The organism is Paenibacillus ferrarius, assembly GCF_002027705.1.
Classification (GTDB): domain Bacteria; phylum Bacillota; class Bacilli; order Paenibacillales; family NBRC-103111; genus Paenibacillus_E; species Paenibacillus_E ferrarius.
The window spans coordinates 1-21284 of the sequence record NZ_MBTG01000007.1 but is presented as its reverse complement, the minus strand read 5'-3'; the positions used below and the strand labels follow the sequence as shown (position 1 = coordinate 21284).

Below are 21284 nucleotides of genomic sequence, written 5' to 3'. Positions count from 1 at the left end.
TGCCGCCTGTTTCGTATCCCGCCATTTGGGTAATAATCATGTGGTTAACCAATTAAGATGAAGGAGAAGTTTGCTGCATGAGAACTGAATCTTTCCATCGAGGGCAACAGAGATTTTTTTCCGTGAAATCGTTGCTATCTGCCCTTTCGCTTTCTTCCAGCAGGTATGTAGGCATTGTCCTGCTTCTGGCGATAGGAGTTAGATTAGCCTGGGTGTTAGCGATTGATACGCAGCCTGCTTCGGACTTTTTATTCATGCATACAGCCGCGTTGCAAGTGGCCGAAGGGAAGTATCTGTTCCGTGACTCCGAGTATTTCCTCACTTGGGCTTACCAGATTGGTTTTACCCTCTATGAGGCTCTTATAATTCATTTATTGGGTACAAATCTTATTTTTCTCAAATTATTTAATATCTTATTTAGCGTGGGAACGGCTTATTTGCTATATGTGATCGCCACTCACGTATTTAACCCGGCTTGCGGACGAATTGCCCTGCTTTTTTACGCGATGTACGTCCCTAATATTATTCTTTGCTCAGTTCTGACGAATCAGCATATTTCCACGTTTTTATTTGTTCTGGGATGTTACTTTGTCGTACGTAAAGGGCTGGCTGCTAAATATGATTGGCTGCTTGTCAGTTTATGTTGGGCAATTGGCAATATGTTCAGACCACTGGGAAGCTTTTATCTTGTTGGATTTCTGGTGTATACCGCCGTGTTCCAAATCTACGACCGATATAAGAAGAACAAAAGGCCGCGAGTGGCTAAGGCGCTGGGCGTGCTGCTCGTTTATTTTATCATGCAGCAGCTTATTAGCTATGCCTTTGTGAATACGAGCTTTATTCAAGTACCGCTAGCGAACAAGGAGCCGTACTGGAAATTTGTAGTTGGTCTCAATGAATCCACTTTGGGCAGCTGGTCTTTAGAGGATGATAGGGCTGTAGCCCAGTACCCAGTAGGGGATGAACGGAACCGCAAAGAGCTTCAGATGATTGGGGAGAGAATAGAGGATAACTCGCAACTGTTCGTACTTTTCGCGAAAAAATTTGCTTTGTTCTGGGGCTCCGCGGATACCTCCGTTGATTGGAGTCTGAAGGACCTGGATAAGCCGAAGCTGAGTGTGGTGCTGATCATTATAGAGCGATTATCCTATTTGGCGCTTACGCTTTTTGGATTCCTATCCGTTGTCTTTCTTTTACGAAAAAGGGGAAATCCGCAGGTAGTGTTCTTTTTGTTATTACTTCTTGGTTATGCAGCGCTACATTTGGTGATTGAGATTCAAGCGCGTTATCGATTTGATATTATGCCTTGTCTATTTATTCTGCAAAGCTACGGTGTTTATGTCTGCATGACATACAAAAAAGAGCGAAGCTGCTTTTAATATGCAATTTGAAACATTTGGTAAAAATGGGCGTCTAAGTGTATGAGAAATCACTTTGGAAATGGAGAGCCCAAACATGAATACGATTCTTTTATTCCTATTAGTCGCTTTTGGCATGACGGATTCTGGCACTGTGTCTGATGTGTTGAATCCGCCAGCGAAGGAAGAAGCAGGATATCAACTGCCGTATCCGAACCGAGAAGCGAAGCCTGCTGATTTGCAGAATCAAGTGTTCCAATTGAAGAGCGTTTATAGCCAATTTTCTGTTGCACCGATGAATATGGAAGTGTCTATGCAAGACCAACCTCGGGAAACCCTTCATTTGGAGCTGCGGATATTGGGGAAGCCGCGTGAGGAACTAAGTAATCAGGAAATAATCCAAATTAGGGAAGCCATCTATAAGGCTGTCGGGAAAAGATTTAATCTGGAGATTACCACGAGGGTCATTCCTAAGGAAGCTGATATTGTTGGAGCCATTTCCAAAATCGATTCGACGAATCGGCAGGTGCTTATCGTTAATACTGATAACTGTAGGGATGAGGCGTGCGTGAACACAGAGAAGTGTTGGGTGAATTTTGTTAATGATGTTGTTATCCGTCATGGTGAGAGGGATGCCAAGTTTGAAGATCTCAAGCTTGGGGATTGGCTTAATGTTTGGAGTACAGGAGCGGTGGAACAAAGCCTTCCAGGCCGAGCAACTGCCCTTGAAATAGAGATCGCAGAACCTCAGGATACAACGCCGAAGAGCCTTGCGACTTTAATGGGAACTGATTTTAAAGATATCAAACAAATAGATATTCGATTCGGTGATGGGAAAAAGCTGGTCATAACGGATAACGCCATGATTGCCGACATTTCATCCAAGCTGCTTAACATAGAGCTTATTCCGTCCCGAGATCAGAGAACAGTTCTTGGATTTCTCTTTTCGATGGAGCTAAGTGTTGGAGATCGCAAGGTGAAGTACGGAAATCCGTTGTGGATAGATGGGGTGAAGTATCAACAAACCGTGCTTACGGAGGAATTGAATAAGGATATCGTCAAATACGGAAGAGCCAATCTTCCGAACCTTCTGCCTGGTATAAAATAATAAAGAGAGCTGCTTGCGAAGTCTTGCGACTTGAAGCAGCTCTTTGCCTTATTCAGGCGTAGGCATCGGAAATGGCTTAGCAGATTTGGCTGCCGCTGGTAAAACAACGTCCACCGGTTGATTCACATCTTGGTATGTCATAGACATCGTCATATCCATATGATCGATCGGAAGATTGGGGTCTTCGCCATAAGTAATGATATAGTCGCCGTCCATATTGACTGGGAGCTTCGTTTGTTCATCTACCGTGACTACGGCGGAGAGGGATACCGCCATTCCGGCCAGCGCCGGTGAGTCCAGAACATCTTTGAAGGCGTTTTGACTTCCGCCAAGTCCGCCAAGTGTCTTCACGATATCAGCTGTATTCGTGAGCTTGCCCTGAATTGAAACCTTGCGCTGCTTCTTTCCGTCCTTCTCGGTAGTGCCAAGATCCTTGTAGAAGAAATACGGAGTAACCAGTGATTTGTTCATCTCAAAACTTTTCTTCTGCAGCTCCATCAGCTGATCGAACGTAAAGGGCATTTGCTTGGAGAAATCGTACCATTCGAAGCCGTCATTGGCGGCATTTGGCATATTCATATAAGTTCCTTGGCTGACGGTATATTGGTCCATTTTGATCGTTCTTGGTACCATGTCCGAACCCGGGGCTGTTGTGATAATGCTTTGATGGATCCCCTGATCTTTGTTGAAAGTTATTTCTGTGTTGGCTTCCGTCTGAAGGCTGTCGCCTGGATAGCCCGCACTTGGTCTAAAGAAAATTTGCATGTCCATGTTCATATGGGCACGGAACGATTTTAAGTCGGTTGGCAATGTTGGATCGGACACTAACCAAGTCGATACGGACGAATCCGTGGCTAGCGCTTTTTTGATGGCTGCTCCTGCAGCCTCGGTGCTAATGCCTCCGGTTTGGCCAAAATCAACAGCGAAATCGCTTTGCAATTTCGTGAGGGCCTTGCTGTCCGAAAGGCCAAGGAATCGTCCGAGAATGAGCGCAGCTTCATTCTTGCTGACAGCTTGGTCCATCCGGAAGGTACCATCCGAGTAGCCTTGAAGAATTTGACGTTCAAGCATAACGCGCACAACATTCGCATAAGGGGATTGTGTTGTAACATCCGAAGGCAGCTGGGTTTGTGTGCTCAGCGGTGCCAGCTTGAGCTCATCCGCAATCTGTTTGATGAATTGCCCGCGTGTAATAGGCAAGCTGTCACTAGGGGATGCAGCCGATACAGAAAGGGTAGGGATTGCTAGAGTTAATCCCAGAATAGTAAGTAAAGATGTTCGTTTGATAGGTATCATGACGACGAATCACTCCTTCAAGTTTTATAGCAACCTATCTAAATTACCATATTTTTCTTAATGAATGCTAGTCTTGGCAAACGTGGTTTGATGTAAAGGGGCAAATACCGCATAATAGTTCTAGATATCCAAGGGATAAACAGAGGAGAGAGTTTGCAGATGGCCAAGAAGACAGAAATAGAGACAATTAAACGCCTTGCCCCTGATTTTACACTGCCAGCATCGAACGGGAGCAGCGTGTCCTTGCATGATTATAGAGGCAAAAAGCTTGTCATTTACTTTTACCCGCAGGACAATACCCCGACATGTACCCAAGAATCGTGCGATTTCCGCGACTATAACGGCAAATTCGCTGAACTTGGTGTAGAAGTGATCGGGATCAGTCCAGATGAGCTGAAATCCCACGATAAATTCATTGCGAAGTATGAGCTGCCGTTCTTGTTGCTCTCTGACCCTGGCCATCAAGTGGCTGAGAAATTCGGAGTGTGGGCGCTTAAGAAACTGTACGGGCGTGAATATATGGGGATTATTCGCTCTACATTTCTCATCGACGAGGAAGGGTATATCGTGAAGGAATGGAGCAAGGTGAGGATTAAGAACCATGTACAGTCGGTTTTGGAGGCAGTTATGGCTTAAGAGGGAGCGAGCGGCACAGCTCCACGTGGAATCATTGGGGTTCCAGCTCGGTTTTCTTAGTGCGAGATACCTGCGAGATACCTGCAAGAAACCTACGAAAAAACTTGCGAAAAAACTGCGAAAGTGCAGGAATTCACGGGTGAGTTCGGTTAAAAAGTGGAAATGCCTGCAATTGTGCAGGCATTTTCTTCTTTTCCAGCCTCTCGGACAGAAAAAGCCTCAAAAGCATGTATAAACGCAGGAATTTCATGTTTGAGGCTGTTCCGAGCGTAAAAAGGATGCATAATTGCAGGCTTATTAAAGCAGCCAAAGCTAGAGCAAGACGGCATCAAGGCAATGAGGAAAAAGAAAAGGAAAAAGCAAAAGCAAAAGCAAAAGCAAAGGAGCTGCCCGCAAGTAGGTTTATCTACTTAGGGGACAGCTCCTTTTGGTGCTTAGGTAAAACTGGATTTACTCTGTAACCAACCGCAACCCCTGTTCAGCTTCTTTAATGCGATCCAAGTTTTGGCGGTTATTGACGAGCAAGGATTGCAGCGTTGCCGACAACTCTTCAAGCGTCGCAGAAGCTTCTTGGCTGATAGCAGCCAGATTATTCGTGGAGTCGCTGATAGTAACCGATGAATCGCTGATGCGATCCATTAGACCGCTGTAGCTAGTGGAAAGCTCTTTAAGCATGGTAACCGAATCCGTAATGGATTCGAAGGCTTGCTTCGTTTGACCGGTAATTTCATTGCTTTGCTGCATGCGCAGAGCAACTTGGTCCATACGGGAGCGAGTCTGAGTAGACAATGACGTGAACTCCTCCAATTGCTCCGAGATTCGAATAGCAGATTTAGCTGTCATATCGGCTAGCTTCCGAATCTCGTTGGCGACGACGGCGAACCCTTTGCCGTGCTCGCCTGCTCTTGCAGCCTCAATGCTGGCGTTAAGCGAGAGAAGATTCGTTTGGTTTGCGATATCTTGAATCGTATCACTGAACTGACTCGTTTCGTTCAATCGTTCAATCAAAGATACCGTATCCTGAGAAACAGCTTCGATATCCTTGTTAAATACAGCGAATGTATCGGAGAGCAGCTCCATGCGGCCTCTTCCTTGATCAGATAGAGAGGCGGCTTCTGACGTTTTGCCTAATAGGGTGTGGATGGAGTCGGACATTTCTTTGATAAGGCCGTTCATATGATTCACTGAATCATTGATGGAAATGGTCGAATCCACTTGGTCTCCTGCGCCTGTTGCGATATCTTGGAAGGCATTGTGCATCTCATCGAAGGAGGAGCCATCCTCTTCCCCTGATTTGGTAATGGATTGCAGATGCTCCGTGACCATGCTGACCTGCTTTAATGCTTTGTGCCGCTGCTCCTGCTGTAGGGCTAGGAATTGCTCCGCTTGAGCGCGCGCCTCAGACATGCTTTTATTCATATAGCCGGAAACTTTCAGTGCGGCAAACATCAAAACGCTAATGAGAATGAAGTAGATAATGTACGTCGGAGCACTTTTGGGATCTACCAGAAGCGCATCCTTCTGGGCAATGAACAGGTAACCAACAAGGAAAAGTCCCCACGCGGCACTAATTAACCAAGGCACCATTTTCATGAAAATAAGCGCCATAATCATCATGTAGTAAATGGAGAATATATTGGAAATATCGGCTTTGCCAATCAGCTGAACCGTTGTGCTGATCCCACTGGCAATAACAGCAAAATAACATAAATAATGAATAAACTTTTTGCTGAAATGCAAGTAACCGTAAATAACCCAAATCGCGGTTTCGAAGATCAGTGTAAATTTGAGATCCCTGTCAATAGTGCCCCCGGAGCCTAAGGCGAAAACACTCATGTACATCAATAAAGCAGTTGCTGTAATCGCGAGAAAGACTACGAAATTCCTGCGGATTATGTCTTGATCTTTGAGCGAGATGTGTGAATCGTTGTTCTGGTTTTGTTTAAATAAATCTGTCGAAAGACTCATGTGAACCCCCTGCTTTCCTGTCGAAAAATGTCGGCGTATTCTATGACATGATCATTCTACGGGACGCTTTTGAATTCCTTTTCATTTGGAGCTAAGTAAGTGACATACTCTCGATCCTTCTCCCATATACTCTATCAGCAAAGCAAAATGATAGAATAAGCGGAGGGATCATCGGATGCGCTTCCCGGTTCAACGTGCAACCCATTGGCAGAAACGAATTCAACTGATTGTGGTAACTCTATTATTAGTTTCTCTCTTTCTCTCCACAATTCCCGCGCAAGCGGCGGAAGATCAGGGCGACTCCGCACCTGAGGGGCAGGACCTTTACCAGAAGCTCAAGGCGGGCAAACGGTTGCTGGCTGCCAAAAGTTATGAAACGCCGGAGCAGCCTACGGTGTATCTGACATTTGATGATGGTCCTAGCAAGCTGACCGGCAAAGTGCTGGATATTTTAGAAAAAGAGGGTGTGAAGGCTACATTTTTCGCACTTGGCGAGCAGGCGCAGGCCCAGCCCGATATGGTCAAAAGAATTGTAAAAGAGGGACATTCCTTAGGCAATCATTCCTATAATCATGTATATAAAGAGCTGTACGGCGATTTTCAAACCTTCTGGGAACAAGTGCAGCACAGCGAAGACGTTTTTGCCGATATTGCTGGCGTGCGGCCGCAATTGGTGCGTGCTCCAGGGGGGACCTATACGAACTTTGATGCGTATTATTACTACTTGATGGATCAAGCGGGTTACACCATGGTGGACTGGAACGTAGACAGCGGCGATTCCAAAAGAGCGCATGTGCCCGTTGATGAAATTTGGCAGACGGTGAAAGCCTCCCCGCTTGAGCATGAAATTACGATCCTGTTTCATGACGGCACCGGACATGAGTCGACGGTAGAGGTTCTGCCGAAAGTCATTGATTATTACAAGAAGTTAGGGTACGCTTTCGCTCCCCTGACAACACAAGTCAAGCCTAGACAATTTCCGTTAGGGAAGTCCAAATGGTCAAGAAGTATGAGCGTGTCACACTTTCAATCGTTGCTCAAAGCCACACAGCAATATGCTTCGGCGCATTTGCCGCAGGCGGATCAAGATCAGAAAGAAGCGGAGCAGCAGCTTATTCAGATGACCAAAGTGGCGCGCGAGGAATCGGCGCAAATTCTATCTGCGCGATCGGCGATACCGCTGCAAGTCCATATTGTGGGAGGCGGCACCTTCACGCTGCAACCTTCGGAGTACCAGTTTCGTTCGAATCGGATCGAACTGCCGCTCCGTTTTCTCATAGAGAAGATAGGCGGGCAAGTGGAGTGGCAAGCAGACACGAAAATAGCTAATGCCCATTATGGCGTCTATGATTTGGAATACGATTTGTCAGCTAGAAGTATAAGATTGTACACCCTAGGTACATGTGTAAACACTTACTTCCTAGCAGATATGGAACTGCAGGACGGGAAGATCATGGTTCCTTTGCGCAAAACAGTCGACTTATTAGGCGGGCAAATCACGGAATCCATCATAGAACCAAGCAGAAGAGAAGTATCTATGACCTTCCGACAGTTCTATTTGTTCAACGAAAATAAAACTCTTTCAAAATACGCTCTATTTACTAGGGAGGGTAATGTCTAAAAGAGTAGACGGCTGGAAAAACTAGAAGCATACCCTTATAAAGGAGGCTTCTCGTCTATGCCGCCAGAAACCCGAATATTCGATCAGCCACAGCCTCTCGTGGAACGGATGATCATGAACGTAGAGAAAGTGATCGTTGGGAAGAGAGAAACGATAGAACATGCTTTCATCGCCATGTTGAGCGGTGGTCATCTTTTGCTTGAGGACGTACCTGGTGTGGGGAAAACCATGCTTGTACGCGCTTTGGCGAGGACGATCGGGTGCGAGTTTAAGAGAATTCAATGTACCCCTGATTTATTGCCTTCCGATGTGACTGGAGTATCTGTGTTCAATACCAAAACAGGGGACTTTGAATTTCGCCCTGGACCTTTAATGACCCCGATCGTACTGGCGGACGAATGCAACAGAACTTCGCCCAAGACGCAGTCGGCTTTCCTGGAGGCTATGGAGGAGAAGCGGGTAACCGTCGACGGAGTCGGCTATGAGCTGCCCAAACCTTTTGTCCTGCTAGCTACGCAAAATCCTGTTGATTACGAAGGCACTTATGCACTCCCGGAAGCTCAAATGGATCGGTTTATGATGAGACTGTCACTCGGGTATCCATCCCCGGAGCAAGAAATTCTCATGCTGGATCGTCTTCAGGATCGGCAGCCATTGGAGCATTTGAAGCCAGTCATCGTGCAGGATGAGTTTGTCCAATTACAGAAAGAAGCGGCTCTGGTACATGTGGATAACACGTTGAAAGAATTCATTGTACGTCTTGCTGTAGCAACCAGGGATCACTCTGATCTGTATTTGGGTGCAAGTCCACGGGCTTCCTATGCGTTAATGCGTGCCGCGCAAACATCGGCGTATATGAAGGGCAGAAGTTTTGTCGTGCCTGATGATATTAAGAATTTGGTGCTTCCGCTATGGACGCATCGGCTCATTTTGACCTCAGAGGCGAGGATGACTGGCAAGTCAGCGGAATTGATACTAACGGCTTTGATTGCTTCTTTGCAGGCGCCTGTTCTTCGCTATGTTTCGGCGAATTAGGGGGCTGACTATGAAAAGCTGGGGTAAATCATTGCTGCTTTGTGCAGGGTGCGTGCTAGCTGTCTGTTTGGCCTATTGGCAGGGTGGATTCGCTGCATGGTATCTGGGGATTTGTTTGCTGCTCATTTGGCTTCAGGCCGGATTATTTTATGTTTTTGCACTAAAAGGATTATCTGTTAACCGGCAGCTTTCAGGGGAAGTGTTCCTCTCAGGGGAAGAGGTGACGATTCGACTTGGGATTGATCATCTGACACGGATACCTTTGCCGTGGATCGTCATCAGGGAGAATTGGGTGCATGAAGGAAGCGGTGTGAAATTAAGCTATAGCAAGCTGCTGTTTCCTTGGTTTCGTTCGTCCTTATTGCTTCATTACAAAATCACGGGATTGATGCGCGGCGTTTATCGGTTCACAGGGTTCGAAGCGGTGACCGGAGACCTGTTCGGCTTTGCTATTCGAAAAATACATCGCGATGACATTGAACGGTGTATCGTTTATCCGCGGCCGGATGCTTTGGATCGATCCGGCATGACTTTCCAGGCAGAGGACGGCGATGTGCCTACCGTCCGTGGGCCCAAGTCCGAAACGCCGCTGGTCAGCGGCGTCCGTGAGTACGTCAGCGGTGATCCCTATCACCGCATTCACTGGAAATCCACAGCCCGGCTCAGCCGGCTGATGACCAAGGACCCCGAGCAGGCCGCCTCCGCGAAGCGGATGCTGCTGCTCGATGCAACGCCTGCGGCGACTCCAGCCGGAGCGGCACAGCCGCTGCTGGAGAAGGGCGTGGCCCTCGCGGCTGGCTTCTTCGAAGCCGCTGCGGGCAGGCGCGAGAGCTGCGGCTTCGCCAGCAGCTCGAACAGCAGGCGAATCGCGCCGACGATTCACCCGGATTTGCCGCTCGTGTACGAAGTACTCGCGAGCGTGGGCGGCAAGCCCGCCCTATCCTTCCCTGACCTCGTCAGGAAGGAGGCGGCGGCCTTGCCGCCGGATACGTCGATGCTGTGCATCACATCGACGCTGGATTTGGCGCTGGTGCGCGCGATCGCAGATAGCGGCACCAGACGCCGCTCCGTGCACGTGATCTACGTGCACGCGCGGCCCTCGCTCTCGGTCGCCGAGCGAGAGGGGGCTTCCCAGCTGCAGGCCGCAGGCTGCAGCTTCACGGAAGTGCCGCATCCGCTGAGCCAGTGGCCGAAGCAAGGAGGTGTTGCGGATGCAACCGCTTGAACCACGCCGCGCAGGCGCGCTTTCCCGCTCTACCCATCAAGGTTCTCGCGCATCAAGTTCCAGTACGCCTTCTACCACAGAGCCCGAAATCTCAAACCTATCCATCCCATCACGTCCAATCTTCCGAGCGGGCTCTATCCCAAGCACGTCATCAGCGCTTACTACCCCTACCAGTTTCGTCCGAGACAGCCTGATCTCCCTGCTGCTCTTTCTCCTCATCTCAGAATGGCTGCGCCCTTTGGCGTGGATGGCGGATGCTTCTATAGAAATCGGACCGATCCTTGTGGTTTTTGCGATCTGCATCCTCATAGATTGCTGCAAAGTTCCTTTGGCTTGGGGCTGGACTGCCAAAATCGTCGTTATCCTGCTTTTCATCGGATTTATGTTCGATAGGGAGGGATTTCTGACAGGCGTATGGTGTATTGATTTAGTAAGAGTGATTGCCCAAGATATCGGGTACCTTGTTGGCGCTCATTTTGAATTAATTAGCGGTCAACTGCGTACGTTATTATTTCTTATGGGCTGGTCACTTCTCATCTCGGTGGTACAAGCTTTGATGCTGCAAAGACAGCACAGCCTCTGGTTTGTTGGGGCTACACTGATCTATCTGGTTTTCTTGCAGCTCGTTTTAGGCGCAGATACGGTGCCTGGCATCATGCGTGCAATAGGATATGGACTGCTGCTTATGGCTTTACTCAATCTCTCGCGGATCGAACAAACCTACGGCTTTTCTTCAGTGCGTCCTAGCTATCAGTTTCAATGGATTGCCGTGAGTATGGTTATTGTTGGGGCACTGGCTGGAGTGGGCTGGTTATCGGCCAAGCAGGCAGAACCTGCGCATTTGATGAAGCCAGTGAGTTGGGGCTATTTATATGATCGCATGTTTGAGCTTTACAACGGAGATTTGGAAGTTGGCAGTGCTGCTGCCAAATCCGGCTACGGCCAGAATGATTCTGCCCTGGGTGGTCCACTCCAAGTGGACACAACGCCGGTATTCACGGCTAAGACCTCGGAATTAACTTATTGGCGCGGAGAATCCAAAAATTTCTATAATGGAAAGGGCTGGATACAAACCAATCAAGCGCTGGAGCCATTTTCCGCGGGTCATCAGACAGGGTCAGGCCGAATCATTACACAGGAAATATTGTGGAACAGCAATTCGACGAATAAACAATTATTTCTAGGCGGAAACTTACAGCAGGTAGATATGCTGTTAACCGAAAAAGGAAAGCCGTTGTCGTCAGATTTCTTACTGGCCTCCTCGTTCAGCGGCAAAGTAACGCTGCCGGAAGTGATGGACCCGTTATCGTATTACAAAGTCACCGTCCAGTCTTCACAGTCGGATTCCTCTTTGCTGAATGCCGAGTCCAATCGTTATCCTGCTGATATCGTGGGGGATTATCTTCAACTGCCGACAAGCCTGCCGCGGTCCGTTCGCAGCTTGGCCGAGCAAGTGACAGCGAATAGCTCCACGCCTTATCTGAAAGCCGTAGCTATAGAGCAGTATTTAAGCCGAACCTATCCATACAGCTTGGAGAAGCCAACCCATCCCAGCCGCAATGAGGATTTCGTTAGTCATTTTCTGTTCGTAGATCAAACTGGATATTGTGACCACTTCTCAACCTCAATGGTCGTCATGCTCCGTTCTATTGGCATTCCAGCCCGCTGGGTCAAAGGGTTCGCACCAGGTTCCCTGCAAGCAGCGAACGATGGGGATCAGCTTCAGGAGGTCATAGTGCGCAATCAAGATGCCCATTCGTGGGTGGAAGTTTACTTCCCTAACGCAGGGTGGGTGCCTTTTGAGCCAACACCGGGATTCTCAGGCCTGTCCTCTGACCATGCTCAGTTGACGTTGACGACGGCTGCTATGGCGCAGGCTGAGATGACAGCTTCCTTGGCAACCATACCGAAGTCGGATAGATTTACAGCCAATCCAAAAGAATGGCTTCAAGCAGCCAAGGATGCACTCGTTGATTTTGCGTTTCGTTATCGTCAAGTTTTCAATGTGATGATTGGAGGCGGGCTCCTGCTTGCTGGTATTCTGCTCTTCCTCAGACGCAAAGGGTTCCTTTACAAAGGTCGGCTTCAGCCGCCATTTTACAAATACGGACCGAACAACGCTCATCCACTAATTCCCTATATGGATCGTTTGTGGATGCAGTTATTTCGCAAATACGGCTTAAAATCCAAGGATCAAACCGTTCGTGAGTATGTGAAAGCTCTGAAAATTCCGCATCAAACTCAACAGAAAGCACTGCTGGAATTTGCTTTGATCTATGAAAGTGTCCGTTATGACACGGCCCATTCACTCCCTTATTCGAAGCGGGAAATCTTGGCAATTTGGAAAGCCATTCAAAAGACACATTAAACCCCTTTACATCCTAGGTACCTAATGTTTAAAATTAGTACCTATAAATAGCGCTTAGTAGACAAGCGGTCCCCAAGAAGTGAAGATAGGCTTTGTAGTCAATTCCGATTACTTTTCGGGGACCCCCAAATGCTTCAATCGCTATGAAAATAGGAGGAACGGATAATGAGTAAACCGAGTGAAATGATCGTCGTTTTAGATTTTGGAGGCCAATATAACCAACTGATTGCAAGAAGGATCCGTGATTTGGGCGTGTACAGCGAATTGCTTCCGCACAACACCACGGTTGATAAAATCCGCGAGCTTCAGCCAAAGGGGATTGTGTTCTCAGGCGGTCCGGCAAGTGTATATGGCGAAGGAGCTCCAGCTGTAGATTCAGCTATTTTCGATTTGGGGATTCCGATTCTGGGAATTTGCTACGGCATGCAGCTGATTGCTCACCAATTGAATGGTAAAGTAGAACGTGCGCATACGCGTGAATATGGCAAGGCAGATCTTTCCTTTTCGAACGAAAGCCCGCTGGTCAAAGGTTTGGATGCGAAGCAAACGGTCTGGATGAGTCACGGGGACCACGTTTCTGTTCTTCCGGATGGCTTCGTGATCGAAGCGAGCACGGATTCCCTGCCGATTGCGGCTATGAGCAACCGTGAGCGCAACATTCACGCGGTTCAATTCCACCCTGAAGTTCGTCACTCCCTGCAAGGGAACGAAATGATCCATAACTTCATCTATGGCGTTTGCGGTTGCGAAGGCGACTGGACGATGTCCTCTTTCGTGGAAGATATGATCAAAGAGCTTCGCCAAGAAGTTGGCGACAAAAAAGTGCTATGTGCGCTCAGCGGCGGCGTAGACTCATCCGTTGTAGCTATTTTGCTGCATAAAGCCATTGGTGCACAGCTGACGTGTATGTTCATTGATCATGGCTTGCTGCGTCAAGGCGAAGCAGAGAGCGTTATGGATACATTTGTCGGCAAATTCGATATGAAAGTGGTTAAAATAGATGCGCGTGACCGTTTCCTCGGCAAGCTTGCCGGTGTGGACGATCCAGAACAAAAACGTAAAATCATCGGCACGGAGTTCATCCGTGTATTCGAAGAAGAGTCCGCTCAATTCGATGACTTCACGTTCTTGGCGCAAGGCACGCTTTACACGGATATCGTAGAGAGCGGTACAGCTACGGCTCAAACGATCAAATCCCATCATAATGTCGGCGGCCTGCCGAAAGATATGAAGTTCAAGCTGATCGAGCCGCTCAAAACTCTGTTCAAAGACGAAGTGCGTAAAGTCGGCGAAGAGTGCGGTCTGCCTTCCGCAATCGTCTGGAGACAGCCTTTCCCAGGTCCGGGTCTAGCGATCCGTGTGCTTGGTGAAGTAACCGAGGACAAGCTGAAAATCGTCCGTGAATCCGACGCCATCCTGCGCGATGAAATCGCCAAAGCCGGCTTGGATCGCGAGATCTGGCAGTACTTCACAGCCCTTCCTGGCATGAAAAGCGTTGGCGTTATGGGCGATGCCAGAACATACTCCTACACCGTAGGTATCCGCGCGGTAACTTCCATCGACGGAATGACCGCCGACTGGGCGCGTATTCCGTGGGATGTGCTTGAGAAAATCTCGGTTCGTATCGTGAACGAAGTTGAGAATGTGAACCGTATTGTGTACGACATTACGTCCAAACCGCCTGCTACGATTGAGTGGGAATAGGTTGGAACAATAGAGTGCGAAAAATACTCTCTTTTATTTGCGTTGTTTAGCGAATAGAAGAGAGTATTTTTTTATAACTAAAATTAAGATTCAACCTCAAAATTAGTTAGCTTATGCTAAATCCATCACCACCGCCTTAGAAGCAAACTACAAGAAGTCAGGATGCTGCTGGGCATACGTCCGTAAATCTTCCATCATATGGGATCAATTGCCGCATCAGGCGGATACTATATATCAACAGCTGCAGACCAAGAGCGGTGCCTATAAAGATATTGCAGACCCAATGCGGGAAAGAGAGCAAGCTCTGAAACTTGCAGACGGAAGAGTGTACTCTGGAAAAAAAGCTAAGGAATTTGGATTGATAGATGAGTTCGGTTCCTTGCAAGACGCTACCAAATTTATTGGGGAAAAACTCGGTTTAGCTGATGGCAAAGTAGTACGTTATGGACAAAAAGTTCTATGCTGGCTTTGCTGACTGCAACATCGAATTCCGTGTCTCTCAAACAGCTTGTTCAAGAGCTAAAAGTTGCCGTTAATGAAACTGGACCTAGAGTTACCTATATATTAAAATGATATAATTTAGCTGTGTTTTTTTCTAGCGCGTATGAACAATCTAATAGGCTCCATACACCCACGATAGAGTTGGAGGTAACGTTGATAATGAAACCCTTTTCTGCAGTTCTCAGAATTATTGCCTTTGGGATCGGACTTGCACTGCCTTTTACAATCCTCATCATAAAAATCTCTTTATTTGCCGTGGTTATACTGTTGGACATATGGCATAACAGAAAAATCAGCCATAAAAAGCATGATCTCATAACCTACTGGATTACAGGCATCGTTACAGGTTATTTATACAAATTTATACAAATTTAGTTTCCGTTTATATCGTGTACGATATTATGTTGAAGCTATTGAAATTCCATGTACACCTGCAACAACAGAGTGCAAAAAATACTCTCTTTTATTTGCGTTGTTTAGCGAATAGAAGGGAGTATTTTTTATGCAAAGTCATATGAAAGGATATGAGAAAGTACCGCTCAGAATCAGCTATTTTCATCATTAGAAAGGATTAACTCATTAACGCGTAAAGTTGTATTATCTACACACAAATAAACTTCATTGCAGGCTTTGGAAAAATACTTCATGACGTTTGAATTTAGTAACTGGTTAGAGAATAACCAATTAGGATATAGCTGCACATATTTCTTATCAGAATACATTCCTTTTATATGATTCCATATTTCATCGAATTCCTGAATATGATTTGGGGTTACTAAATCCCCATAAATAGGCGCCTCAAATTTGCTGTTTAATTTTACATGCCTAATATTACCAGATGAAGTAGATACTCCGTGAAAATGATATAAATCCATAATAAAGGGATTAATTTTTTTTTGACTTATCAACAAATCAAACATTTCTTTAGACTCATTTTTAAGATTTTGTAACCTAAGTTCAATTGGAATGCTCTTTGATGTTACGATACGAACATTAAGAAAATGACCAAGTAGTCTTCTGATTTTTTCTTCATTTAGATTTATATAATCTGTCAGTGTTATGATGATACATATTTCCGTTGTTTTAAATATATATGGAGCGATGTAATATTCTGATAATGGGGAAAATTTATCTTCTATTTCACTTGTTGGTGGAACAGATGTAAAGTTAGTATCTACATATTGAAAATACTCAGTTTTAGTTTTTTGTTTTAGAAGACTGGTATCAATATCTTCAAAATAAATCATTAATTTATCTCCTTAAGATGTGGTGAAAGGAACATAGATACTGAATCATTTCCAGTATCTATGTTCCTTTATATAGATATTATCTGGCAATCGTATAGCCTAATTCAATAACTACGTTCGAATATGCGGTTCTTGTAGGAGATGATCCCAATTCAGCACCAGTAAGGTAGCCTGTTACCTTAATGCGATAATCTTGATGATTAGCATTCGGATACTCTACTTGTATTTGTTCAGAGACATGGGGTACGGATTGAAAGTAGGACCTATTAAGAGGGATACTATTCATAGTAACCCACATCTGGTCAAAAGAATCAAACCTTTGCACCTCAATTACTAAATACCTGCATCGATAACGCACTTCAAGAGGGTAATTAAAAACTTAGGTGAAGAATAATTGGGGGATTTTTTTAAAAAAAAGACACGCGAGGATTGTTCCTAGAACGTCTTTTTAATCTTTTCTTGCATTGCTCTTAATGTCTAAAAGGGGGATGCACGTCTAGCTAGCAAATGAACTTAGAAGAAAGATTTTATTAAAGGGTAAAGGAACATATGAATGACGGAATCAAGATTTAACGACAAAGGTAAAAGTGTGTATGATTTTCTTTTAAAGTCTGATGGTATTCTTATTGAGTGTCCTTACTGCTTGAAATGTGCAAAAGGAATAAGAACTCAAAATACAGATTTTGAATACAAGCTGAGTTGCAGTCGTTGTGGAATCCTGACCAATGCAACTGCAGGCTCGAGTGGCTACGGTACTTTCATGGGGATTAATCTCTGGCTAAAAACTAACTGTTGTGGTAATTTGCTATGGGCTTATAACAAAGAGCATTTAGATTTTTTGGATAATTATATTACTTCCTCACTGCGAGAACGAATCCCTAATAGAAACCAGAGTTTGGCGAGCAGGCTTCCTGAATGGATAAAGAGTAGAAAAAATCGTGAAGAACTTGCTAAAGGAATAGAAAAATTAAGAAGTAGAATTGAACAATGTAAATGAGAGACTGATTATACTGATTAATAATTAGCTGATGAATATGGATGATATTGTTAGGAAGGGTAATTCATGAATGGAATCCATTCACTTTTTTGCAAGAGCGGTGTTTAGATGAAAGATTCTATAATTTTAATCGTACTCATTCTTATTTTTATATTGACAGGATGTAAGCAAGTAGATTTATCATTATTTGCTAGAGGTGAAATAGTTGAAGCGATTTGAAAAACGTATCAGAAAAGTAACAGTGAATGGTTTTCAATTCCATTGTATAATTAACGAATACTTTAGAAATGAGTCTGTTTCTTTCCGTGTGTATCCGCATAATACAAAAACATCTTTTTTTGAAGTGCTCTTCTCATGGAAAGAATCTTGGTACTTCAATCTCAACCTACCAGATACTTGTTCCACTCTCATTAAGTATGCAATAGAGAATGGTTGGGTGTTCAATCAAGAAAAGCAACAAATGAGCATCAAGCAAGGTGACTTTCTTCGAGATAGAAATAGAAGATTAAAAACAATCAACTGAATTTAATGAAATAGTAGTTTCATTTTCTGGAGGATCTAACAGTGAAAAAGAGAATGATAGTATTTTTCTTGAAGATGCTAATTCTTGGTCCATTCTGGATAGCTACTATGACGTTATTAATTAATAATGGGGAATGGCATGTCGGACTATATTCATTTATTGGATTTTTGATTGCAAGTTCTTTTGTAGGAGTAAAGAAGCAAACCCATATTGGGAGTAAACGGGAGATTGTTATAACCAGTGGATTGATATTACTTTGTTTTCCTATTGTTGGATTGCTCTTTCATTGCAACATAATCAAAGCGCTTCTTGCTGGAGTTGTATTATTAATGGGGACTTATTCATTTCTGCTTGTTGCAAAGTTAGTCCTCGATAAGATTTCATCAGGTACCAATAAAAACTGACTTTCATGTATATTAGTTGATGCCGCAGAATATGAAAATCAGCTCAATAGCTTAGGGAACTCTGGTTGGGGGCTGGTTTCAATTTGAACGAAGTCGAGAATGTAAACCGTATTGCGTGCGACATTACGTCCAAACCGCTTGCTACAATCGAGTAGAAATAGAATCGCCAGAAAAGACGAACGTTGTGGGAAAAATTACCCCATTAATGTTCGTCTTTTTTATTGACATCGGCTTAGTTCCCTACTAAAATGTGATATGGATAACAGTTTTTCGTATAATCTTGGGGATTGGCCCGAGAGTTTCTACGAGATCACCGCAAATGATCTGGCTACGAAAAAAAGGAACGGTATCTGTATGAGTTACTACTACACTTTGCACCTAGCATCGAAGGCAGCTCTCATATAGAAGCTCCTTTTTCGTACCCGGAATCAGCATTACGATTCCGGGTTTTTTGCTGTCCCACCATACTTTAGGAGGAGTAGGAAAATGGATCGCTTTTTCAAACTGAAACAAAACGGCACGACCGTAAGAACAGAAATCATGGCAGGGATTACAACGTTCATGACGATGGCTTACATCTTAGCAGTAAACCCTGACGTGCTTAGTGCTTTTAAATCGGGGGCTACCGGCGGTGACTGGACTTCGATTTTCTTGGCTACAGCGATTGCGGCGGGAGTAATGACGATTGCGATGGGGCTGTTCGTTAATTTTCCTGTTGCGTTGGCTCCGGGAATGGGCTTAAATGCTTATTTTGCAACGATCATTTTAACCTCGCAAGGTAAATTTACGTTTTCCATGGCTCTAACCGCCGTATTTATTTCGGGGATTATTTTTATCATATTAACGGTTACGAAAGTTCGTCAGATGCTTCTCGTTGCTGTACCAGACAGTTTGAAACACGCGATTACGGTAGGTATTGGATTGTTTATCGCGATGATCGGTTTTAAAAACAGCGGTATCCTAAGCGTTGCTGTCGAAAGCGGCAAAGATCTTAAAGCGCATCAGTACACCGATGTCCTTTCCTTTGAAACGATCTTCCACTTAGGTTCTTTGCAAGATAAGGGTGTTATTTTAACGATCATCGGGATCTTGTTGATTTCCATCTTTATGGTGCTTCGTCTTCGTGGAGCGATTCTAATTGGTATTTTGGCAACTACGGTTATCGGTTATTTCATGGGTCTGGTTAACTTGGGTACGCTGACTAGTGCAGATACGACATGGGTTCCGGATTTGTCCAAGCTTCGTTTTGCTGATTTTGATTTTGCTGGCATTATGACAACGGGGATTGTATCTGTCATTGCTACGTTTACGTTCGTTGAACTATTTGATACCTTCGGTACAATGGTTGGAACAGCTAACCGTGCAGGAATGATGAAGAATAAAGAAGAAGGCAACAAACGTGTTGGTAAAGCAATGTTTGTAGATGCCATTGGTGTTAGTGGTGGTGCACTGGTTGGAACAAGTACGGTTACGGCTTTCGTTGAGAGCGCGGCAGGTGTTGCTGAAGGTGGACGCACAGGTTTAACGGCAGTAACCACAGGCGTATGTTTCTTGCTTGCTTTGTTCCTGGCTCCTATTGCTATGTTGATTCCTGGCTCCGCTACTGCGGCTGCTCTAATCGTTGTTGGTGTGCTTATGGTTCAATCCATTCGTGAGATCGACTTCCAAGACTTCGTTGTTGCGATTCCAGCTTTCCTTACTATTGTTTTGATGCCTTTCACTTACAATATTGCCAACGGAATATCTTTTGGTATTGTGACTTATGTTGTTCTTGCAACAGCTTCTAACGTAAGCGGCAAAAGTCAGACGAAATATCCGATTCACTGGTTAATGTGGGTGCTGGCTATTCTGGTTGTAGCTCGGTACGTTTTTATTGGAAGCCAAGGTTAATAAAATAAACGGAATGACCGTCGAGCTGTGGGAATGAATCCCATAGCTTTTTTTAGTTCCTTGAAGCTATATTTGTAACATGCCTATCAACTCATTTATGATAGAAGGAGAATGAAAAGAACAGGGGAAATGAAGTGTTTAAAGAAATCCTATTTAGAGGCAAAAAAATCGATGTCACAACGCTCATTATCTTGCTATGTTTCATGGCAATCAGCACGATGGCTATTTATAGCGCTACCAGTAACACGAAATACGCGGGGCTTCATATAAACAACTTGGTCATGTTTTTTGTGTTTTTTATCGTTATGCTTGCCATAGCTCTTATTGATTACAAAGGAATAGTTCAGCACTTTTCAATTTACTTATATGCTGTCGGCATACTCATGCTTCTCTTTGTTAAGTTCAAAGGAATGACAATCAATGGCTCCACGCGTTGGATTAACCTTCACTTTATGCAATTCCAGCCTTCTGAGCTCGTCAAAATCTTCGTTATTTTACTTCTGGCCAAGATGCTGAGTGCTAGGCAAGGAGAATACTTGCGTCTGATTCGTGATATCTTGCCAATGATCGTTTTAGTAGGAGTTCCTTTTTTTATCGTTCTGGAACAGCCAGATCTAGGGACTTCCATTGTGTTTGTATGTATTTTAATTGGGATGATGTGGATTGGTAAAATTCCGATTAAACTCGCTTTAGTCGGGGGAAGTGCGATTGTTGGGGTAATTGGCAGCGTCACAGCTCTTTATTTTTACAATTTGCCTTTGTTTAATAAAATCGTTAAGCCACATCAACTGCACAGAATCCAAACGTTCCTGAACCCTGCCAGCGATCCAGACCAAAGTTATCATGTTCTTAATTCAATAAAGGCAGTAAGTTCCGGACAATTGATGGGTGAGGGTTATCTGCGTGGGACAATGATTCATGGCGGTTATATACCGTATGATTATGCAGATTCCATTTATGTTGTAATTGGTGAAGAGTTCGGTTTTGTAGGATCGTCCTTGCTGCTATTCTTGTATTTTTTCCTGATTTATCGAATGATCCATATTGCAATAGCATCTAAAGATCTCGCAGGGTCCTATATCATTATTGGAGTAATCTCCATGTTTACTTTGCAGATCTTCGAGAACATTGCCATGCATACGGGCTTAATGCCGCTTACAGGGATTGCACTTCCTTTCGTTAGTTACGGGGGCAGCTCCTTGATGACTAATATGCTTTGTATGGGTCTAGTACTGAGTGTGAAAATTCATAATGATTAGAAGTGAATAGGAGTGCGCGAATGAATGTGCATTCCTATTCTTTTTTATTTATATAGAAAAAGCTTGCATTCTGTTTTCAGTTTTGTTATATTACTCCTTGTCGCTTCGGCGGTCGAACGAAAGAACGAAAGAAATTGAAAAAAA

Annotated in this window: 20 protein-coding genes and 1 riboswitch; of the genes, 16 read left to right on the top strand and 4 right to left on the bottom strand. The window is 44.8% G+C overall.

Features of this window, described 5'->3' with window-relative positions:
* Positions 1 to 77 precede the first annotated feature (77 nt).
* Positions 78 to 1379, top strand: a complete 1302-nt coding sequence (locus BC351_RS08470; protein ID WP_079410724.1) for an ArnT family glycosyltransferase — start codon at positions 78 to 80, stop codon at positions 1377 to 1379.
* A gap of 76 nt (positions 1380 to 1455) precedes the next feature.
* Positions 1456 to 2466: a hypothetical protein gene (locus BC351_RS08465; protein ID WP_079410722.1), complete on the top strand. Its 1011-nt coding sequence runs from the start codon at positions 1456 to 1458 to the stop codon at positions 2464 to 2466.
* Positions 2467 to 2514: 48 nt separating this feature from the next.
* Here the strand turns inward: BC351_RS08465 and BC351_RS08460 are convergent, their stop codons facing one another.
* The gene (locus tag BC351_RS08460) at positions 2515 to 3762 is read right to left on the bottom strand and encodes an S-layer homology domain-containing protein (RefSeq protein WP_079410720.1); all 1248 of its coding nucleotides are present in this window, start codon (positions 3760 to 3762) and stop codon (positions 2515 to 2517) included.
* A gap of 159 nt (positions 3763 to 3921) precedes the next feature.
* Here BC351_RS08460 and bcp point away from each other — a divergent pair, with 159 nt between their 5' ends.
* Both bcp and BC351_RS08450 read left to right on the top strand, forming a co-directional pair.
* Positions 3922 to 4398, top strand: a complete 477-nt coding sequence (bcp, locus tag BC351_RS08455; RefSeq protein WP_079410718.1) for a thioredoxin-dependent thiol peroxidase — start codon at positions 3922 to 3924, stop codon at positions 4396 to 4398.
* A gap of 248 nt (positions 4399 to 4646) precedes the next feature.
* Positions 4647 to 4859: a hypothetical protein gene (locus tag BC351_RS08450; protein WP_144028317.1), complete on the top strand. Its 213-nt coding sequence runs from the start codon at positions 4647 to 4649 to the stop codon at positions 4857 to 4859.
* Here the strand turns inward: BC351_RS08450 and BC351_RS08445 are convergent.
* Positions 4849 to 6366 carry a methyl-accepting chemotaxis protein gene (locus BC351_RS08445; protein WP_079410713.1) on the bottom strand — a complete coding sequence of 506 codons (1518 nt, stop codon included), beginning with the start codon at positions 6364 to 6366 and terminating at the stop codon, positions 4849 to 4851. The genes BC351_RS08450 and BC351_RS08445 overlap by 11 nt on opposite strands.
* Before the next feature lie 175 nt (positions 6367 to 6541).
* Between BC351_RS08445 and BC351_RS08440 the strand changes: the two genes are divergently transcribed.
* The 6 genes from BC351_RS08440 (at position 6542) to BC351_RS08415 (ending at position 14794) form a co-directional block, all read left to right on the top strand.
* Positions 6542 to 7987 carry a polysaccharide deacetylase family protein gene (locus tag BC351_RS08440; protein WP_079410710.1) on the top strand — a complete coding sequence of 482 codons (1446 nt, stop codon included), beginning with the start codon at positions 6542 to 6544 and terminating at the stop codon, positions 7985 to 7987.
* Between the two features lie 57 nt (positions 7988 to 8044).
* A complete protein-coding gene (locus BC351_RS08435) occupies positions 8045 to 9022 on the top strand; it encodes an AAA family ATPase (protein ID WP_079410707.1) in 978 nt (325 codons plus the stop codon).
* 10 nt (positions 9023 to 9032) lie between these two features.
* Positions 9033 to 10247 carry a DUF58 domain-containing protein gene (locus BC351_RS08430; protein WP_158082016.1) on the top strand — a complete coding sequence of 405 codons (1215 nt, stop codon included), beginning with the start codon at positions 9033 to 9035 and terminating at the stop codon, positions 10245 to 10247.
* Complete coding sequence (locus BC351_RS08425) at positions 10234 to 12615, top strand: transglutaminase-like domain-containing protein (protein ID WP_079410700.1); 2382 nt, start codon at positions 10234 to 10236, stop codon at positions 12613 to 12615. The genes BC351_RS08430 and BC351_RS08425 overlap by 14 nt, the downstream gene beginning before the upstream one ends.
* A 165-nt stretch (positions 12616 to 12780) precedes the next feature.
* Positions 12781 to 14319 (top strand): glutamine-hydrolyzing GMP synthase, encoded by a 1539-nt coding sequence (gene guaA, locus BC351_RS08420; protein ID WP_079410698.1) that lies wholly within the window; start codon positions 12781 to 12783, stop codon positions 14317 to 14319.
* Positions 14320 to 14527: 208 nt separating this feature from the next.
* Positions 14528 to 14794, top strand: coding sequence for a S49 family peptidase (locus BC351_RS08415; protein WP_244208924.1), 267 nt, complete (start codon positions 14528 to 14530; stop codon positions 14792 to 14794).
* 571 nt (positions 14795 to 15365) lie between these two features.
* Here the strand turns inward: BC351_RS08415 and BC351_RS08405 are convergent.
* Together BC351_RS08405 and BC351_RS41455 are read right to left on the bottom strand one after the other, a co-directional pair.
* Complete coding sequence (locus BC351_RS08405; RefSeq protein WP_079410692.1) at positions 15366 to 16067, bottom strand: hypothetical protein; 702 nt, start codon at positions 16065 to 16067, stop codon at positions 15366 to 15368.
* Positions 16068 to 16146: 79 nt separating this feature from the next.
* Positions 16147 to 16353: a hypothetical protein gene (locus BC351_RS41455; protein WP_144028316.1), complete on the bottom strand. Its 207-nt coding sequence runs from the start codon at positions 16351 to 16353 to the stop codon at positions 16147 to 16149.
* A gap of 267 nt (positions 16354 to 16620) precedes the next feature.
* Between BC351_RS41455 and BC351_RS08400 the strand changes: the two genes are divergently transcribed.
* The 6 genes from BC351_RS08400 to BC351_RS08375 all read left to right on the top strand — a co-directional run bounded on the left by BC351_RS08400 (position 16621) and on the right by BC351_RS08375 (position 21140).
* Positions 16621 to 17064, top strand: coding sequence for a hypothetical protein (locus BC351_RS08400; protein WP_079410687.1), 444 nt, complete (start codon positions 16621 to 16623; stop codon positions 17062 to 17064).
* Positions 17065 to 17269: 205 nt separating this feature from the next.
* Positions 17270 to 17587 carry a hypothetical protein gene (locus tag BC351_RS08395; protein WP_079410684.1) on the top strand — a complete coding sequence of 106 codons (318 nt, stop codon included), beginning with the start codon at positions 17270 to 17272 and terminating at the stop codon, positions 17585 to 17587.
* Positions 17588 to 17628: 41 nt separating this feature from the next.
* Entirely contained in the window at positions 17629 to 17991 is a 363-nt protein-coding gene (locus BC351_RS08390) for a hypothetical protein (protein WP_079410678.1), read from the top strand.
* Between the two features lie 65 nt (positions 17992 to 18056).
* Positions 18057 to 18146, top strand: coding sequence for a GMP synthase (glutamine-hydrolyzing) (locus tag BC351_RS44285; protein ID WP_079410676.1), 90 nt, complete (start codon positions 18057 to 18059; stop codon positions 18144 to 18146).
* A gap of 95 nt (positions 18147 to 18241) precedes the next feature.
* A riboswitch (purine riboswitch) is annotated at positions 18242 to 18342 on the top strand.
* Between the two features lie 135 nt (positions 18343 to 18477).
* Positions 18478 to 19881, top strand: a complete 1404-nt coding sequence (locus BC351_RS08380; protein WP_079410674.1) for an NCS2 family permease — start codon at positions 18478 to 18480, stop codon at positions 19879 to 19881.
* Positions 19882 to 20015: 134 nt separating this feature from the next.
* Positions 20016 to 21140 carry an FtsW/RodA/SpoVE family cell cycle protein gene (locus BC351_RS08375; RefSeq protein ID WP_079410671.1) on the top strand — a complete coding sequence of 375 codons (1125 nt, stop codon included), beginning with the start codon at positions 20016 to 20018 and terminating at the stop codon, positions 21138 to 21140.
* Positions 21141 to 21284: the final 144 nt, after the last annotated feature.

What these genes read in the sequence shown, in the direction of transcription:
- BC351_RS08450 (WP_144028317.1), top strand. Translation starts at nt 4,647, where the DNA reads ATGTTTGAGGCTGTTCCGAGCGTAAAAAGGATGCATAATTGCAGGCTT.
- guaA (WP_079410698.1), top strand. Translation starts at nt 12,781, where the DNA reads ATGAGTAAACCGAGTGAAATGATCGTCGTTTTAGATTTTGGAGGCCAA.
- BC351_RS08405 (WP_079410692.1), bottom strand. Translation starts at nt 16,067, where the DNA reads ATGATTTATTTTGAAGATATTGATACCAGTCTTCTAAAACAAAAAACT.
- BC351_RS08400 (WP_079410687.1), top strand. Translation starts at nt 16,621, where the DNA reads ATGACGGAATCAAGATTTAACGACAAAGGTAAAAGTGTGTATGATTTT.
- BC351_RS08445 (WP_079410713.1), bottom strand. Translation starts at nt 6,366, where the DNA reads ATGAGTCTTTCGACAGATTTATTTAAACAAAACCAGAACAACGATTCA.
- BC351_RS08380 (WP_079410674.1), top strand. Translation starts at nt 18,478, where the DNA reads ATGGATCGCTTTTTCAAACTGAAACAAAACGGCACGACCGTAAGAACA.
- bcp (WP_079410718.1), top strand. Translation starts at nt 3,922, where the DNA reads ATGGCCAAGAAGACAGAAATAGAGACAATTAAACGCCTTGCCCCTGAT.
- BC351_RS08435 (WP_079410707.1), top strand. Translation starts at nt 8,045, where the DNA reads ATGCCGCCAGAAACCCGAATATTCGATCAGCCACAGCCTCTCGTGGAA.
- BC351_RS08465 (WP_079410722.1), top strand. Translation starts at nt 1,456, where the DNA reads ATGAATACGATTCTTTTATTCCTATTAGTCGCTTTTGGCATGACGGAT.
- BC351_RS08425 (WP_079410700.1), top strand. Translation starts at nt 10,234, where the DNA reads ATGCAACCGCTTGAACCACGCCGCGCAGGCGCGCTTTCCCGCTCTACC.
- BC351_RS41455 (WP_144028316.1), bottom strand. Translation starts at nt 16,353, where the DNA reads ATGAATAGTATCCCTCTTAATAGGTCCTACTTTCAATCCGTACCCCAT.
- BC351_RS08460 (WP_079410720.1), bottom strand. Translation starts at nt 3,762, where the DNA reads ATGATACCTATCAAACGAACATCTTTACTTACTATTCTGGGATTAACT.
- BC351_RS08440 (WP_079410710.1), top strand. Translation starts at nt 6,542, where the DNA reads ATGCGCTTCCCGGTTCAACGTGCAACCCATTGGCAGAAACGAATTCAA.
- BC351_RS08470 (WP_079410724.1), top strand. Translation starts at nt 78, where the DNA reads ATGAGAACTGAATCTTTCCATCGAGGGCAACAGAGATTTTTTTCCGTG.
- BC351_RS08430 (WP_158082016.1), top strand. Translation starts at nt 9,033, where the DNA reads ATGAAAAGCTGGGGTAAATCATTGCTGCTTTGTGCAGGGTGCGTGCTA.